Source organism: Citrobacter sp. C1 (genome assembly GCF_014596895.2).
GTDB classification, from domain to species: domain Bacteria; phylum Pseudomonadota; class Gammaproteobacteria; order Enterobacterales; family Enterobacteriaceae; genus Citrobacter; species Citrobacter gillenii.
The window spans coordinates 4,129,886-4,146,104 of sequence record NZ_CP115035.1 but is presented as its reverse complement, the minus strand read 5'-3'; the positions used below and the strand labels follow the sequence as shown (position 1 = coordinate 4,146,104).

13 protein-coding genes and 1 pseudogene are annotated in these 16,219 nt (G+C 54.7%); 10 read left to right on the top strand and 4 right to left on the bottom strand.

Translation table 11 applies throughout. From position 1 onward, the window contains the following. Positions 1 to 29 precede the first annotated feature (29 nt). From fhuA to fhuB, 4 genes are read left to right on the top strand one after another with little or no spacing between them, the layout of a single operon-like run. The gene (gene fhuA, locus IB214_RS19945) at positions 30 to 2,243 is read left to right on the top strand and encodes a ferrichrome porin FhuA (RefSeq protein WP_115259418.1); all 2,214 of its coding nucleotides are present in this window, start codon (positions 30 to 32) and stop codon (positions 2,241 to 2,243) included. 47 nt (positions 2,244 to 2,290) lie between these two features. Continuing rightward, positions 2,291 to 3,088, top strand: coding sequence for a Fe3+-hydroxamate ABC transporter ATP-binding protein FhuC (gene fhuC, locus IB214_RS19940; RefSeq protein ID WP_096758256.1), 798 nt, complete (start codon positions 2,291 to 2,293; stop codon positions 3,086 to 3,088). Then, complete coding sequence (fhuD, locus tag IB214_RS19935; protein WP_117342290.1) at positions 3,088 to 3,978, top strand: Fe(3+)-hydroxamate ABC transporter substrate-binding protein FhuD; 891 nt, start codon at positions 3,088 to 3,090, stop codon at positions 3,976 to 3,978. Before fhuC ends, fhuD begins: the two co-directional genes overlap by 1 nt. 14 nt (positions 3,979 to 3,992) lie before the next feature. Next, a complete protein-coding gene (gene fhuB, locus IB214_RS19930) occupies positions 3,993 to 6,032 on the top strand; it encodes a Fe(3+)-hydroxamate ABC transporter permease FhuB (protein WP_117342289.1) in 2,040 nt (679 codons plus the stop codon). 136 nt (positions 6,033 to 6,168) lie between these two features. Here fhuB and hemL read toward each other — a convergent pair whose 3' ends face one another. Next, on the bottom strand, positions 6,169 to 7,449 hold the full coding sequence (hemL, locus tag IB214_RS19925; RefSeq protein ID WP_096758253.1) for a glutamate-1-semialdehyde 2,1-aminomutase: 1,281 nt from the start codon (positions 7,447 to 7,449) through the stop codon (positions 6,169 to 6,171). 168 nt (positions 7,450 to 7,617) lie between these two features. On the opposite strand from hemL, the gene clcA reads away from it, so the two are divergent. The 3 genes and pseudogenes from clcA (at position 7,618) to erpA (ending at position 9,465) form a co-directional block, all read left to right on the top strand. Further along, the gene (gene clcA / locus IB214_RS19920; RefSeq protein WP_115259415.1) at positions 7,618 to 9,039 is read left to right on the top strand and encodes a H(+)/Cl(-) exchange transporter ClcA; all 1,422 of its coding nucleotides are present in this window, start codon (positions 7,618 to 7,620) and stop codon (positions 9,037 to 9,039) included. 23 nt (positions 9,040 to 9,062) lie between these two features. Next, positions 9,063 to 9,128, top strand: a pseudogene (gene yadW / locus IB214_RS19915) (small protein YadW). Continuing rightward, positions 9,121 to 9,465, top strand: coding sequence for an iron-sulfur cluster insertion protein ErpA (erpA, locus tag IB214_RS19910; protein ID WP_003018581.1), 345 nt, complete (start codon positions 9,121 to 9,123; stop codon positions 9,463 to 9,465). The pseudogene yadW and the gene erpA overlap by 8 nt, the downstream one beginning before the upstream one ends. A gap of 119 nt (positions 9,466 to 9,584) precedes the next feature. On the opposite strand, the gene IB214_RS19905 is transcribed toward erpA, so the two are convergent. Genes IB214_RS19905 through mtnN form a run of 3 tightly spaced genes read right to left on the bottom strand, consistent with a single transcriptional unit; the run spans position 9,585 to position 11,738 of the window. Beyond that, positions 9,585 to 10,208: a TRIC cation channel family protein gene (locus tag IB214_RS19905; protein ID WP_117342288.1), complete on the bottom strand. Its 624-nt coding sequence runs from the start codon at positions 10,206 to 10,208 to the stop codon at positions 9,585 to 9,587. Between the two features lie 38 nt (positions 10,209 to 10,246). Then, complete coding sequence (btuF, locus tag IB214_RS19900; protein WP_117342287.1) at positions 10,247 to 11,047, bottom strand: vitamin B12 ABC transporter substrate-binding protein BtuF; 801 nt, start codon at positions 11,045 to 11,047, stop codon at positions 10,247 to 10,249. Then, positions 11,040 to 11,738, bottom strand: coding sequence for a 5'-methylthioadenosine/S-adenosylhomocysteine nucleosidase (gene mtnN, locus IB214_RS19895; protein WP_115259412.1), 699 nt, complete (start codon positions 11,736 to 11,738; stop codon positions 11,040 to 11,042). The genes btuF and mtnN overlap by 8 nt, the downstream gene beginning before the upstream one ends. Positions 11,739 to 11,821: 83 nt before the next feature. On the opposite strand from mtnN, the gene dgt reads away from it, so the two are divergent. From dgt to cdaR, 3 genes are all read left to right on the top strand, one after another. Continuing rightward, positions 11,822 to 13,339, top strand: coding sequence for a dGTPase (gene dgt, locus IB214_RS19890; protein WP_115259411.1), 1,518 nt, complete (start codon positions 11,822 to 11,824; stop codon positions 13,337 to 13,339). Between the two features lie 129 nt (positions 13,340 to 13,468). Beyond that, positions 13,469 to 14,902 carry a serine endoprotease DegP gene (gene degP / locus IB214_RS19885; protein WP_115259410.1) on the top strand — a complete coding sequence of 478 codons (1,434 nt, stop codon included), beginning with the start codon at positions 13,469 to 13,471 and terminating at the stop codon, positions 14,900 to 14,902. A 150-nt stretch (positions 14,903 to 15,052) separates the two neighbouring features. After that, entirely contained in the window at positions 15,053 to 16,210 is a 1,158-nt protein-coding gene (cdaR, locus tag IB214_RS19880; RefSeq protein WP_117342286.1) for a DNA-binding transcriptional regulator CdaR, read from the top strand. The last annotated feature ends 9 nt before the right edge of the window (positions 16,211 to 16,219 follow it).

Genomic DNA, 16,219 nt, shown 5'->3' with positions numbered 1-16,219 from the left:
TATCATTCACTTTCATCAGAGATATACCAATGGCGCGTTATAAAACTGCTCAGCCAAATTCCTCGCTGCGTAAAATGGCAGTGCTGGTAGCCACAGCGGTTAGCGGCATGTCTGTCTATGCACAGGCGGCGGTTGAACCAAAAGAAGAAACCATCACTGTCACCGCAGCACCCGCCGCACAAGAAAGCGCATGGGGACCTGCTCCAACCATCGCTGCCAAGCGTTCCGCCACGGCAACCAAGACTGATACGCCTATCGAAAAGACCCCACAGTCTGTTTCGGTCGTGACGCGTGAAGAGATGGATACCAAACAGCCGGCTTCCGTGAAACAAGCGATTGCTTACACCCCCGGCGTTTTTGCTACGCGTGGTAGTTCCACCACCTATGATGTGGTGACGATTCGTGGTTTCACCGCGCCTACCACCGTCAATACCAACCAATATCTGGATGGTATGAAACTTCAGGGCAATAACTATTCTGAAGTGTCGATGGACCCATATTTCCTGGAACGCGTAGAAGTGATGCGCGGGCCAACATCAGTGCTGTACGGTAATAGCAACCCTGGCGGTATTGTCAGCATGGTGAGCAAGCGTCCGACCACAGAGCCACTGAAAGAAGTTCAGTTTAAGATGGGGACTAACAACCTCTGGCAAACCGGGTTCGACTTTAGCGATGCTATCGATGATGACGGCGTGTGGTCATACCGCCTGACGGGGTTAGGGAATAGTCAGGACTCTCAGCAAGAGATGTCAAAATCAACGCGTTACGCGATTGCACCTGCGTTTAGCTGGCGTCCTGATGACAAAACCGATTTCACTTTCCTGAGCAACTTCCAGAACGATCCGTACGCAGGATACTATGGCTGGCTGCCGCGTGAAGGTACACTCGTTCCGTATTACGACGCGAATGGCAATCCGCACAAACTGCCGACCGATTTCAACGAAGGTGAAGAAGATAACAAGATGGCGCGCCGCCAGCAGATGGTGGGCTATAACTTCTCGCATGCGTTCAACGATACCTTCACCGTGCGCCAGAATCTGCGTTATGACCAGGTGAAAACGCTTTATCGTTCTGTTTATGGCTACGGTTACAGTGCACCGGGCAAGATTAACCGCCAATACGTGCGTTCTGACGAAGATCTCAACGCGTTCACCGTTGATACCCAATTGCAGTCTGCTTTTGCGACCGGTGATGTTGATCATACCCTGCTGACAGGCGTTGATTACTCACGTATGCGTAACGATGTGAATGCTCTGTATGGTTCTGCCGATCCGCTGGATATGCAGGATCCACAGTATGGCAATCCGAATATCGATGTGAGTGGGCCGTATGCGAAATACGCTGTGCTCAACCGCATGGAGCAGACCGGACTTTATGCCCAGGACCAGATGGAATGGGATAAGTGGGTGCTGACGCTCGGTGGTCGCTACGATTTTGCGAAAACCTCTACGTTGACCCGCTCCAGTAATTCTCTGGCAGAAGTGAACGATCAGCAGTTTACTTGGCGTGGTGGCATTAACTACCTGTTTGACAACGGTATTTCACCGTATTTCAGTTACAGCGAATCTTTCGAGCCGACCTCCGGTGCAACGAAAGAAGGGAAACCGTTCGATCCTTCACGCGGTAAGCAGTACGAAGCCGGTGTGAAGTATGTACCGAAGGATATGCCGGTCGTGCTGACGGCAGCGGTGTATCAACTGACGAAAAATAAAAACCTGACATCAGATCCGAACGATCCAACCGGGTTGTATAGCGTTCAGAGTGGTGAAATTCGCTCACGCGGTATTGAGCTGGAAGCCAAAGCAGCAGTCAATGCCAATATCAACGTCACGGCGGCATATAGCTACACGGATGCGGAATATACTGAGGACACTATCTTCAAAGGTAAACGCCCGGCAGAAGTTCCGCGTAATCAGGCATCGTTGTGGACCGACTACACGTTCTATGACACTGCCCTGAGCGGTCTGACCGTTGGCGCAGGTGTGCGTTACACCGGTTCAACGGTGAGCTACTATAAAAACGACGCAGCGAAGAAAAATGACGCGTTTAACGTCGGTGGTTATACCGTTGCTGATGCCATGGTCAAATACGATCTGGCCCGTTTCGGCATGGCGGGGTCCAGCGTTGCGGTTAACGTCAATAACCTGTTTAATCGTGAATACGTTTCCAGTTGCTATAGCGAATACGCGTGCTACTGGGGCGCGGAACGTCAGGTCGTTGCAACTGCAACCTTCCGTTTCTAATTTCTCTTTGGGCACGCTTTGCGTGCCCGTTTTACAAGTTGGCCGCTATGCAGGAAAACAGATCCCATCCCGACACCACTTTTGCGTTAAGTAACGTCTCCTTTCGTGTGCCTGGCCGCACGCTTTTACATCCCCTCTCGTTAACGTTTCCCGTGGGAAAAGTGACCGGTCTTATCGGTCATAACGGCTCCGGTAAATCAACCTTATTGAAAATGCTCGGACGTCATCAGCCGCCTTCAGACGGCGAAATTCTGCTCGACGAGCAACCGCTGGAGAGCTGGAACAGTAAAGCATTTGCCCGTAAGGTCGCCTATTTACCGCAACAGTTGCCGCAGGCGGAAGGGATGACGGTGCGTGAACTGGTGGCGATTGGTCGCTATCCGTGGCACGGCGCGTTGGGACGCTTTGGCGTGGCTGACAGAGAAAAAGTGGAAGAGGCGATCACGCTTGTGGGGTTAAAGCCGCTGGCGCATCGACTGGTTGATAGCCTGTCAGGCGGCGAGCGTCAGCGCGCGTGGATCGCCATGCTGGTGGCGCAGGACAGTCGCTGCCTGCTGCTTGACGAACCGACTTCGGCGCTGGATATCGCGCATCAGGTTGATGTACTGGCGCTGGTGCACCGCTTAAGCCAGCAGCGCGGACTGACGGTGATCGCCGTACTGCATGATATCAATATGGCGGCCCGTTACTGCGATTATCTGGTGGCGCTACGCGGTGGCGAAATGATTGCTCAGGGAACGCCCGCGGAGCTGATGCGCAGTGAAACCCTGGAACTGATTTATGGCATCCCGATGGGCATTTTGCCGCATCCGGGCGGTGCCGCACCCGTGAGTTTTGTCTATTAATGGTAGGATTACATCATATCACCCGTCGACGTTTATTAACGGCGATGGCGTTGTCACCGCTGCTCTGGCAGATGAATTCGGCGCATGCGGCGGCGGTTGATCCAAAACGTATTGTGGCACTGGAATGGTTGCCGGTAGAACTGTTGCTGGCGCTGGGAATCACTCCCTATGGCGTAGCCGATGTTCCTAACTACAGGCTGTGGGTCAATCAACCCCCGTTGCCGGACTCGGTGATTGACGTCGGGTTACGCACAGAACCCAATCTCGAACTGCTGACCGAAATGAAACCCTCGTTTATGGTCTGGTCGGCAGGCTATGGCCCCGCGCCAGAAAAACTGGCGCGCATTGCGCCGGGTCGCGGATTTAGCTTCAGCGACGGCAAAAAACCGCTGGCGGTCGCTCGCCAGTCGTTGCAGGAGATGGCGCAACTGCTGAATCTGCAAACGGCTGCTGAACGTCATCTGGCGCAATACGATACCGTGATTGCCAGCCTGAAACCGCGCTTTATTCACCGCGGCGCGCGTCCCGTGCTCCTGGCATCCCTGCTTGATTCGCGGCATATGCTGGTATTTGGCCCGAACAGTTTGTTCCAGGACGTGCTGGACGAATACGGGATCCCTAACGCCTGGCAGGGAGAAACCAACTTCTGGGGCAGCACTGCCGTGGGGATTGACCGGCTTGCCGCGTATAAAGATGTTGATGTGCTGTGCTTCGATCATGGTAACGATAAAGAAATGGACGCGCTGATGTCCACGCCGCTGTGGCAGGCGATGCCGTTTGTTCGCGCCGGTCGCTTTCAGCGGGTACCCGCGGTCTGGTTTTATGGCGCCACGCTGTCGGCGATGCATTTTGCCCGCATTCTAGACACTGCGCTGGGAGGCAAAGCGTGAGCAGGAAACTTGAAATGCCGGATGGCGACGCTAAAAGCGCCTTATCCGGCCTACGGTTCGGGCGCGTTGTTGGCTGGATAAGACGAAGCCGCCATCCGGCGTTGCTGCTGGTGGCGCTGTTTATTGTTGCGATCTGGCTGACCTGGATTAATTTCTCCATTGCCCTGCCGCGTGACCAGTGGCAGCAGGCTATCTGGTCACCGAATATCGACGCCATCGAACAGATGGTTTTCCATTACAGCCTGCTGCCACGACTGGCGATTGCGTTACTGGTCGGTGCCGGATTGGGCCTGGTTGGCGTGCTGTTTCAGCAGGTGTTACGTAACCCGCTGGCGGAGCCGACCACGCTGGGTGTGGCAACCGGTGCGCAACTGGGCATTACGGTCACCACGCTGTGGGCCATTCCCGGCGCGTTGACCACGCAATTCGCGGCGCTGGCCGGAGCGTGTATCGTCGGGGCGCTGGTGTTTGGCGTTGCCTGGGGCAAGCGTTTGTCACCTGTGACGCTGATCCTTGCTGGTCTGGTGGTCAGCCTGTACTGCGGTGCGATTAACCAGCTGATGGTCCTCTTCCATCACGATCAGCTGCAAAGCATGTTTATGTGGAGCAGCGGGACGCTCACCCAAACCGACTGGAACGGCGTGCAGCGTCTGTGGCCACAGCTGCTGGGTGGCGTGATGCTGACCCTGCTGTTACTGCGTCCAATGACGCTGATGGGACTGGATGACGGGGTAGCGCGTAATCTCGGGCTGGCGCTGTCGCTGGCGCGTTTGGCGGCGTTAACGCTGGCGATTGTGCTCAGTGCCTTGCTGGTTAACGCGGTGGGGATTATCGGCTTTATCGGCCTGTTTGCCCCGCTGCTGGCGAAAATGCTCGGCGCACGGCGTTTGCTGGCGCGCCTGATGCTGGCCCCGCTGATTGGGGCCCTGATCCTCTGGCTTTCCGATCAAATTATTCTGTGGTTGACCCGCGTGTGGATGGAAGTCTCCACCGGTTCGGTGACCGCGTTGATTGGTGCGCCGCTGCTGCTGTGGCTGCTGCCGCGCCTGCGCAGCATGAGCGCGCCGGATATGAATGCCAATAACCATGTGGCAGCAGAACGTCAGAACGTGCTGATGTTCGCGCTGGCGGGTGGGGCGATATTGCTACTGACTGCCGTCGTGGCGCTCTCGTTTGGTCGTGATGCCCACGGTTGGACCTGGGCCAGCGGCGCAATGCTGGATGAACTGATGCCTTGGCGCTGGCCGCGTATTCTGGCGGCGATGATTGCCGGGGTGATGCTGGCGGTGGCGGGCTGTATTATTCAGCGCCTGACCGGTAACCCGATGGCCAGTCCGGAAGTCCTTGGGATTAGCTCCGGTGCCGCGTTTGGCGTGGTGTTGATGCTGTTCCTCGTACCGGGTGATGCGTTTGGCTGGCTGCTGCCCGCCGGAAGTCTCGGGGCGGCGGTAACGCTGCTGATTATTATGATTGCCGCCGGGCGCGGCGGCTTCTCGCCGCAACGCATGCTGCTGGCGGGGATGGCGCTCAGCACCGCGTTCACGATGCTGCTGATGATGTTGCAGGCCAGCGGCGATCCGCGGATGGCAAGCGTGCTGACCTGGATCTCCGGCTCGACCTACAACGCCACTGGCGAACAGGTGCTACGGACCGGGATCGTGATGGTGATTCTGCTGGCGGTTACGCCGCTGTGCCGTCGCTGGTTAACGATTTTACCGCTGGGCGGAGAAACTGCGCGGGCGGTGGGTATCGCATTGACGCCGTCGCGCGTGGCGTTACTGATGTTGGCTGCGGGTCTGACGGCGACAGCCACCATGACCATCGGGCCGCTGAGCTTTGTTGGGCTTATGGCGCCGCATATTGCGCGGATGTTAGGTTTCCGGCGCACGATGCCGCATATGGTCATCTCGGCGCTGGCGGGAGGCGTGTTGCTGGTGTTTGCCGACTGGTGCGGGCGAATGGTGCTGTTTCCGTATCAGATCCCGGCGGGATTACTGTCGACGTTTATTGGTGCGCCGTACTTTATCTATTTGTTGAGAAAGCAGAGTCGCTGAGTTTGCCGGATGGCGGCCTATGGACGGACCCCTTTCATGTAGGCCGGATAAGACGCTTTGCGTCGCCATCCGGCAATAAAAAAGCCGGGTGGCGGCTTCGCCTTACCCGGCCTACGTTGTTTCTGGACGTTCTCTTTTACAGCTTCGCAAACACCCGGCGCGCGGCGTCGACAGTGTTATTGATATCTTCCATGCTGTGCGCCACGGACATAAAGCCCGCTTCAAACGCGGACGGTGCCAGATAAACACCTTCATCCAGCATCATGTGGAAGAAGCGCTTGAAGCGCTCAACGTCACATGCCATCACGTCCTGATAGCAGGTCACGGTTTCGGCATCGGTGAAGAAAATCCCGAACATCCCGCCCACATGGTTCACCACCAGCGGAATATTGGCTTCCTGAGCGGCTTCCAGCAGACCTTCTGCCAGACGCGTGGTGAGGTCATCTAAGGTCTCATGAATTCCCGGCTGAGCAACTTCGTTCAGACAGGCGAATCCTGCTGCCATGGCTATCGGGTTACCGGACAGCGTTCCCGCCTGGTAAACCGGGCCGGTTGGCGCCAGTGCGTCCATCACATCACGACGCCCGCCGAATGCACCAACAGGCATGCCACCACCGATGATTTTGCCCAGACAGGTCAGGTCAGGCACTACGCCGTAGTAATCCTGCGCGCCAGCCAGCGCGACGCGGAAACCGGTCATCACTTCGTCGATGATAAACAGCGCACCGAACTCGTCGCACAGAGCGCGCAGGCCAGGCAGGAATTCCGGCAGCGGTGGGATGCAGTTCATGTTGCCCGCGACCGGTTCAACGATAATACAGGCAATGTCCTGCGGATACTGCTCGAATGCCGCCCGCACCGAGGACAGATCGTTATAGGTACAGGTCAGGGTGTGCTTGGCAAAATCTGCCGGAACGCCCGGTGAGTTCGGCTGGCCCAGCGTCAGCGCACCGGAACCTGCTTTTACCAGCAAGCAGTCAGCATGACCGTGATAGCAGCCTTCAAATTTGATGATTTTATCGCGCCCGGTGAAGCCACGCGCCAGACGGATGGCGCTCATCGTTGCTTCGGTACCGGAGTTGACCATACGCACCATGTCCATGGTGGGCACAAGCTCGGTAACCAGCGCCGCCATTTTGACTTCCATCTCAGTCGGTGCACCAAAGCTCAGACCGCGCTCGGCGGCTTCGATCACTGCATTGCGGATCGCCGGGTGGTTATGACCCAGCACCATCGGGCCCCAGGATCCGACGTAATCGATGTAGGCTTTACCATCGACGTCATACAGATACGCGCCGTCTGCTTTTTCGATAAACAGCGGAGTACCACCCACGCCGGTAAAGGCGCGAACAGGGGAGTTAACGCCGCCGGGGATCAGTTCGCGTGCTGCGCTGTAGAGGTTCTCAGACTTACTCATGGATGGGGTCCTGGTTCGTAGAAAAAGTGAATGCGGGCTATTCTAGTTATTCAGTGAAGGTTATGAAAGTTTTGTGCATTGGAAACAATACGATTTGCAGGGGATTTTCACAAAATGAGCGAGTAGAATGCCGACTCCGTATTTGTATTACCAATTAATGATCATCCGATGAAAACAGACTCTCCCTCTTTTGAAGCACAGCAAATTGTGCGTTTACGGCGCAGGGATCAGATCCGTCGACTCCTTGATCGGGACAAGACACCGCTCGCGATCCTCTTTATGGCGGCCGTGGTTGGCACCGTGACCGGGCTGGTGGGCGTGGCGTTTGAGAAATCTGTCACCTGGGTACAGAACCTGCGCATTGGCGCACTGGTACAGGTTGCCGATCATGCCATTCTGGTATGGCCGCTGGCCTTTATTCTCTCGGCGCTGCTGGCCATGGTGGGCTATTTTCTGGTGCGTAAATTTGCACCCGAGGCCGGTGGTTCGGGGATCCCTGAAATTGAAGGCGCACTGGAAGAGCTGCGCCCGGTGCGCTGGTGGCGTGTATTGCCGGTAAAATTTGTCGGCGGCATGGGGACGTTGGGGGCCGGTATGGTGCTCGGTCGTGAAGGGCCGACGGTGCAAATTGGCGGTAACATCGGGCGCATGGTGCTGGATGTCTTTCGTATGCGCAGCGCTGAAGCGCGGCATACCCTGCTGGCAACCGGTGCGGCTGCCGGTCTTTCGGCGGCGTTTAATGCGCCGCTGGCCGGCATCCTGTTCATTCTGGAAGAGATGCGTCCGCAGTTTCGCTATAACCTTGTGTCGATCAAAGCCGTGTTTACCGGCGTTATCATGTCGAGCATTGTGTTTCGTATTTTCAACGGCGAGGCCCCGATTATTGAAGTTGGAAAGCTCTCCAATGCGCCGGTGAATACCCTGTGGCTGTATCTGATCCTTGGGATTATTTTTGGCTGTGTCGGACCGTTGTTCAATACCCTGGTGTTACGCACTCAGGATATGTTTCAGCGGTTCCACGGTGGTGACATTAAAAAATGGGTGCTGATGGGCGGGGCGATCGGCGGCCTGTGTGGGATCCTGGGCTTAATTAAACCGGAAGCCGCAGGCGGTGGGTTCAACCTGATCCCAATCGCCGCCGCGGGCAATTTCAGCGTCGGTATCCTGCTGTTTATTTTTATTGCCCGGGTTATCACCACGCTGCTGTGCTTCTCATCCGGTGCGCCGGGCGGGATTTTTGCCCCGATGCTGGCGCTGGGGACACTGCTCGGTACCGCGTTCGGCATGGCGGCCGCGGCCTCATTTCCGCAGTATCATCTGGAGGCTGGGACGTTTGCCATTGCCGGAATGGGGGCGTTGTTGGCGGCGTCGGTACGTGCGCCACTCACCGGCATCGTGCTGGTGCTGGAGATGACCGATAACTATCAGCTCATTTTGCCAATGATTATTACCTGTCTTGGCGCAACACTATTAGCCCAATTTATGGGCGGAAAGCCGCTATACTCGACTATCCTTGCCCGTACGCTGGCAAAACAGGAAGCGGAGCAGGCGGCGAAAAGCCAGAGTACAGCCGCTGGCGAGAATACTTGAACGAAATACCAGGGTATTAGATAATGGCCTTAACTATTGGGTTATAATTTGCCCAATTGCCAATGTCGTTTGGAGCAAAATATGAGTGATGATGTAGCGCTGCCACTGCAATTTACTGAAGCAGCAGCCAATAAAGTAAAAAGCCTGATCGCTGACGAAGATAACCCGAATCTGAAATTGCGCGTATATATCACCGGCGGTGGTTGCAGCGGTTTCCAGTATGGTTTCACCTTTGATGATCAGGTGAATGATGGCGATATGACTATTGAGAAACAGGGCGTTGGCCTGGTGGTTGACCCGATGAGCCTGCAGTATCTGGTGGGCGGCGCGGTTGACTATACCGAAGGTCTGGAAGGTTCCCGCTTCGTGGTGACTAACCCTAACGCCAAAAGCACCTGCGGGTGTGGTTCTTCTTTCAGCATCTGATTGCTGTCTGCAATACCGATGGTCTGATGGTGTAGGCCCGGTAAGCGTAGCGCTACCGGGCAATGTGCCGGATGGCGGCGTAAACGCCTTATCCGGCCTACATGTTCTGCATCGTTACATCAACGTCCGTTATCATCCAGCGCAAATGTCGGTAGCTTTAAGTGCCAGCGAATAGCGGCCAGTCGAATAACCAGCGTGACAACCATCCCCATCATACTGGCGTTTTCCAGCGGTATTGCGAAAGTATAAAACGCGGTTGCGTGAACAATGCCGCCGATAATGCAGGCCGTGGCATAAATTTCTGTACGTAATATCATCGGCACTTCACGGGCCAACACGTCGCGTATGATCCCACCGCCGACGCCGGTAATGACCCCCATACAAATCGCCACTAGCGGACCGGTTTCGGCGAGAAACGCCTTATTGACGCCAATGCCGACGAACACCGCCAGACCCACGGCGTCCAGCACCGGAAGGATCCATTTAGGCAAACGTCTGGGCTGGCGTACCAATACGATCGTTAGCATACTGGTGATCATGGCAACCACCAGATCGGTAGGATCTTTAACCCAGAATACCGGCCCATGATCCAGGGCCATATCGCGGATCGTGCCGCCACCGACTGCGGTAACCACCCCGAGGACCAGAACGCCGAACGGATCCATACGTAATTTCCCGGCCAGTAATACGCCAGAGATAGCAAATACCGCGGTACCGACAATATCCAGCCAATAGACGAGCATGCTTAAATCCTCACAACACACCTGGTGGGGGGCCGACGCTAATTTATCTGTGAAAGCGCATTACAGAGTTGTTTTGCGGCGAGGATAATACGCGGGCTCGCGCGTTCAAACCAGTCACTATTAAGGATAATAACCGGGATTTTTAACTGTTCTCCCCAGTATTGCTCAATTTTAAGATTTTCGCCCGAACCACCGGTGGCGACGATTGCCTGGGGGGCTCTTGCCAGTACTTGTTCACGGCTGACCTGTGGCCAGGGAACCCGGCTGCCAGCAAAGATGTTTTCTCCCCCGCATACCTCAAGAACCTGGTGTTGAAGGGAGCCTTTTCCACTGGTAAACAGAGGATTTGCACCAAACTGGAGAAACACCCGTTTTTTCGGTTTATTGGCATACTGAGATTTTAGTAAAGCATACTCATCAAGCAATGTTTGCGCGGCCTGTTTTGCTTGCTCAGGCTTGGGGCTCCACGGTGCCAACTGGCGCAGTGCGTCGGCAACTTGCTCGATGGTGACGGCATCCACCCAGATAACCTTAATCCCCAATGCGGTTAGCTGATTCACCTGCCGCTCGGCATTGCCTCCGCGCCAGGCGATGACCAGATCCGGTTTGAGCGCCACGATGCGTTCCAGATTCATGCCTTGCCAGGTGGAGACCTCTTCAATATTTTCGGCCTCGGGCGGATAATTTGAGTAGCTGCTGACGCCAACGGGCGTAATGCCGGCGGCAAAGGCAAGTTCGGTGTTAGCAGGGGAGAGGGAAACCACACGCGGAGCGGCATAAAGCCACGCCGGAAGCGTAAAAAGCAGGGCGACCAGCGCCCTGGAGATGAATTTAGCCATGCGCCAGTTTCTGTACCAGCGCTTCGACCATCAGGCTTGACTGCTTCGCGGCAACCACCAGGAATTCGTCAAAGCTCAGGTGGGACTGCTGATCGGCAACGTCGGAGATGGCACGAACCACCACGAACGGAACGTTAAAGTTATGGCAAACATGTGCAATCGCGGTGGCTTCCATTTCTACGGCAATCGCCTGCGGGAAGTTATGCTGAATTTTTGCCAGGCCAACAGAGCCGTTAATGAAGGCGTCGCCGCTAACGATAAGACCACGAACGGCGTTAAGGTTCAGTTCTGCAATGCAGGATTCCGCCGCGGCGATAAGCGCAGGGTCGGCTTTAAAACCTGCCGGGCAGCCCGGTAACTGACCGAATTCATAGCCAAATGCAGTGACGTCGGCGTCGTGATAACGCGCTTCGTCAGAGACTACGATATCGCCGACTTTCAGCGTAGAAGCCAGGCCGCCCGCAGAGCCCGTATTAATGATGGCATCCGGTTTGCAGCGTTCCAGCAGCAGCGTGGCGCCCAGTGCCGCAGCCACTTTACCGATGCCCGATTTCAGTAGCGCAACCTCAGTCCCGTTCAGTTGGCCGGTGTAAATTTCACAACCGCCAAGGGTGATAGTCTGACGGTTTTCGATTTTGTCACGCAGCAGCGTAACTTCTTCTTCCATTGCACCAATGATGCCGATTTTCATAGATTTACTCGCGATAAGCCAGATTTGAGGGCATAGTCTATCATGCGCTTAAGGGGTAGCGCATTTCTCAGGCGGGAGAGGACATGGCACAGATCGATTTTCGAAAAAAAATAAACTGGCATCGTCGTTACCGTTCGCCGCAGGGCGCAAAATCTGAGCATGAGATCCTGCGAATTTTCGAAAGCGATCGTGGACGTATTATCAATTCTCCGGCTATCCGCCGACTGCAGCAAAAAACCCAGGTCTTTCCGCTGGAGCGCAACGCCGCAGTGCGGACACGTCTGACGCACTCGATGGAAGTTCAGCAGGTAGGGCGCTACATCGCCAAAGAGATCCTCAGCCGACTGAAAGAGCTAAAACTGTTAGAGCAGTACGGCCTGGATGAATTAACCGGTCCTTTTGAAAGCGTGGTCGAAATGTCCTGCCTGATGCATGACATCGGCAATCCACCGTTTGGTCACTTTGGTGAAGCGGCGATTAACGACTGGTTTCGCCAGCGCCTTTTCCCCGCGGATGCGGAAAGCCAGCCTCTCAGCGACGATCGCTGCCTGATCGCGGCGCTACGTTTGCGTGAAGGTGAAGAGTCGCTCAATGACATTCGCCGCAAGGTGCGTCAGGATCTGTGCCATTTTGAAGGAAATGCGCAGGGTATTCGTCTTGTGCACACTTTGATGCGAATGAATCTGACGTGGGCGCAGGTCGGCGGTATTTTAAAATATACTCGTCCGGCGTGGTGGCGTGGAGAGACGCCAGCAACGCATAACTATTTAATGAAGAAACCGGGCTATTACCTTTCCGAGGAACCGTATATTGAGCGGTTACGTAAAGAGTTATCATTAGCACCTTACAGTCGTTTTCCATTAACCTGGATTATGGAAGCCGCTGACGATATCTCTTATTGCGTGGCCGATCTTGAAGATGCCGTGGAGAAAAGAATCTTCAGTGTCGAGCAACTGTATCATCATCTGTATGAGGCCTGGGGACAACATGAAAAAGGCTCCCTGTTTAGTCAGGTCGTGGAGAACGCGTGGGAAAAATCGCGCTCAAATACATTAAGTCGTAGTACAGAAGATCAGTTCTTTATGTATTTGCGGGTCAACACGCTAAATAAACTTGTGCCCTACGCCGCGCAGCGTTTTATTGATAATTTGCCGCAGATTTTTGAGGGTAGCTTTAATCACGCCCTGTTAGAAGACGCCAGCAGCTTCAGCCAATTGCTGGGAGTCTATAAAAATGTGGCGATGAAACATGTATTTAGCCATCCTGATGTCGAGCAACTGGAATTACAGGGGTATCGGGTGATCAGTGGCCTGCTGGAGATTTATCAGCCGTTATTAAAGATGGCGCTTGCCGATTTTTCTACACTTGTTCAAAACGAAAGATTAAAACAGTTCCCCATTGAGTCACGATTATTTCAAAAGCTCTCTACGCGCCATCGACTTGCTTATGTCGAAGTGGTCAGTAAAATATCTCCGACGTCTGCCGAGTACCCGGTACTGGAATATTATTATCGCTGCCGCCTGATCCAGGATTATATCAGCGGGATGACCGATTTGTATGCCTGGGATGAATATCGACGGTTGATGGCGGTAGAACAATAAACATCCATTTGTAAAGACGGACAATAAAATTTTACTTTTTCCTTAAAGTTTATTCTGGAACTTAGCGCGATAAAACGACTCTGACGTATACAGCAATTTTGCGTTATCAGTTAATCGAGAATGAAACACATGAAAAAAACCACATTAGCAATGAGTGCACTGGCTCTGAGTTTAGGTTTGGCGTTGTCCCCTCTGTCTGCAACGGCGGCTGAGACTGCGTCTTCAGCAACCACGGCTCAACAGATGCCAAGTCTGGCCCCGATGCTCGAAAAAGTGATGCCATCGGTGGTGAGTATTAATGTCGAGGGGAGCACGACGGTGAATACGCCGCGTATGCCGCGTAATTTCCAGCAGTTCTTTGGGGATAACTCCCCGTTCTGCCAGGACGGTTCTCCGTTCCAGAGTTCCCCATTCTGTCAGGAAGGCGCACCGGGCGCGGGTAATGGCGGCGGTCAGCAGCAGAAATTTATGGCGCTGGGTTCCGGCGTGATTATCGATGCTGCAAAAGGTTATGTTGTGACTAACAACCACGTGGTGGATAACGCCACAGTGATTAAAGTCCAACTGAGCGACGGACGTAAATTTGACGCGAAGATGGTCGGCAAAGACCCGCGTTCTGACATTGCGCTGATTCAGATTCAGGATCCGAAGAACCTGACTGCAATCAAGTTGGCAGACTCCGATGCGCTGCGCGTGGGTGATTATACCGTGGCGATTGGTAACCCGTTTGGACTCGGTGAAACGGTGACCTCCGGTATTGTTTCTGCACTGGGTCGTAGCGGCCTGAACGCAGAAAACTATGAAAACTTTATCCAGACCGATGCGGCGATCAACCGTGGTAACTCCGGTGGCGCACTGGTCAACCTGAACGGTGAACTGATCGGTATTAACACCGCGATCCTCGCGCCGGACGGTGGCAATATCGGTATCGGTTTTGCTATCCCAAGCAACATGGTGAAAAACCTGACCTCGCAGATGGTTGAGTTCGGTCAGGTGAAACGCGGTGAGCTGGGAATTATGGGGACAGAGCTGAGCTCTGAGCTGGCGAAAGCGATGAAAGTGGATGCCCAGCGTGGGGCATTCGTCAGCCAGGTGATGCCGAACTCTTCCGCAGCGAAGGCGGGTATTAAAGCCGGTGACGTGATTACCTCGCTGAACGGTAAGCCGATCAGCAGCTTCGCCGCGCTGCGTGCGCAGGTGGGTACGATGCCGGTAGGCAGCAAAATCAGCCTTGGCCTGCTGCGTGACGGTAAACCTGTGACGGTGAATCTGGAACTGCAGCAGAGCAGCCAGACTCAGGTTGATTCCAGCTCCATCTTCAAAGGTATTGAAGGGGCGGATATGAGCAACAAAGGCCAGGACAAAGGTGTCGTGGTCAGCGATGTAAAACCAAAAACGCCGGCAGCGATGATTGGCCTGAAGAAAGGGGATGTAATTATCGGAGCTAACCAGCAGCCGGTGAAAAACATTGCCGAACTGCGCAAAATCCTCGACAGCAAACCGGCTGTTCTGGCGCTGAATATTCAGCGTGGTGACAGCTCCATCTATCTGTTGATGCAGTAAGCCTCTCTAAACCCCTTCCCGGCAGCGGGGAGGGGTTTCTTTTTGTGAACCCTCCCACAACTCCATACTTCTCTCCTTCAGTTTGTGCATCTGCACAATGCTGCCGATTATTATCTTCCTTATGCTGAGCATTGCTCACAGGAGGGGTTTATGGCTGGCTGGCATCTTGATACCAAAATGGCGCAGGATATTGTGGCGCGCACGATGCGCATCATCGATACCAATATCAACGTAATGGATGCCCGTGGGCGGATCATTGGTAGCGGCGATCGCGAGCGTATTGGTGAATTGCACGAAGGTGCACTGCTGGTGCTTTCACAGGGCCGGGTGGTAGACATTGACGATGCAGTCGCGAAGCATTTGCACGGTGTACGACAGGGGATAAACCTGCCGCTACGACTCGAAGGTGAAATTGTTGGCGTCATTGGCTTAACCGGCGAGCCGGAGCATCTGCGCAAATACGGCGAGCTGGTGTGTATGACCGCCGAAATGATGCTGGAGCAGTCGCGTCTGATGCACCTGCTGGCGCAGGACAGCCGTCTGCGTGAAGAGCTGGTCATGAACCTGATTCAGGCGGAGGAAAATACGCCCGCGCTGATGGAATGGGCACAGCGTTTAGGCATTGATTTGAATCAGCCGCGCGTGGTAGCGGTGCTGGAAGTCGATAGCGGCCAACTGGGCGTTGACAGCGCGATGGCAGAACTGCAGCAGCTACAGAATGCATTGACCACGCCAGAGCGTAACAACCTGATTGCGATTGTGTCACTGACCGAGATGGTGGTGCTGAAACCCGCTCTTAATCAGTTTGGCCGTTGGGACGCGGAAGATCACCGCAAGCGCGTAGAGCAGCTTATCGCTCGCATGAAAGAGAACGGACAGCTGCGTTTTCGCGTGTCGCTGGGTAACTTCTTTACTGGACCAGGCAGCATTGCCCGTTCTTACCGCACGGCGCGGACGACGATGATGGTCGGTAAGCAGCGTATGCCGGAAAACCGCAGCTATTTCTATCAGGATTTGATGCTGCCGGTGTTACTGGACAGCCTGCGCGGCGGCTGGCAGGCCAACGAGCTGGCGCGTCCGCTGGTACGGCTAAAAGCAATGGATAACAATGGGTTACTACGTCGGACGTTAGCGGCATGGTTTCGCCATAACGTGCAGCCGCTGGCGACGTCAAAAGCGTTGTTTATCCACCGCAATACGCTGGAATATCGTCTGAATCGTATCTCTGAGCTTACCGGGTTGGATTTGGGAAATTTCGACGACAGGTTATTGCTGTATGTGGCGTTACAGCTGGATGTACAGCATTGATTGATTGCC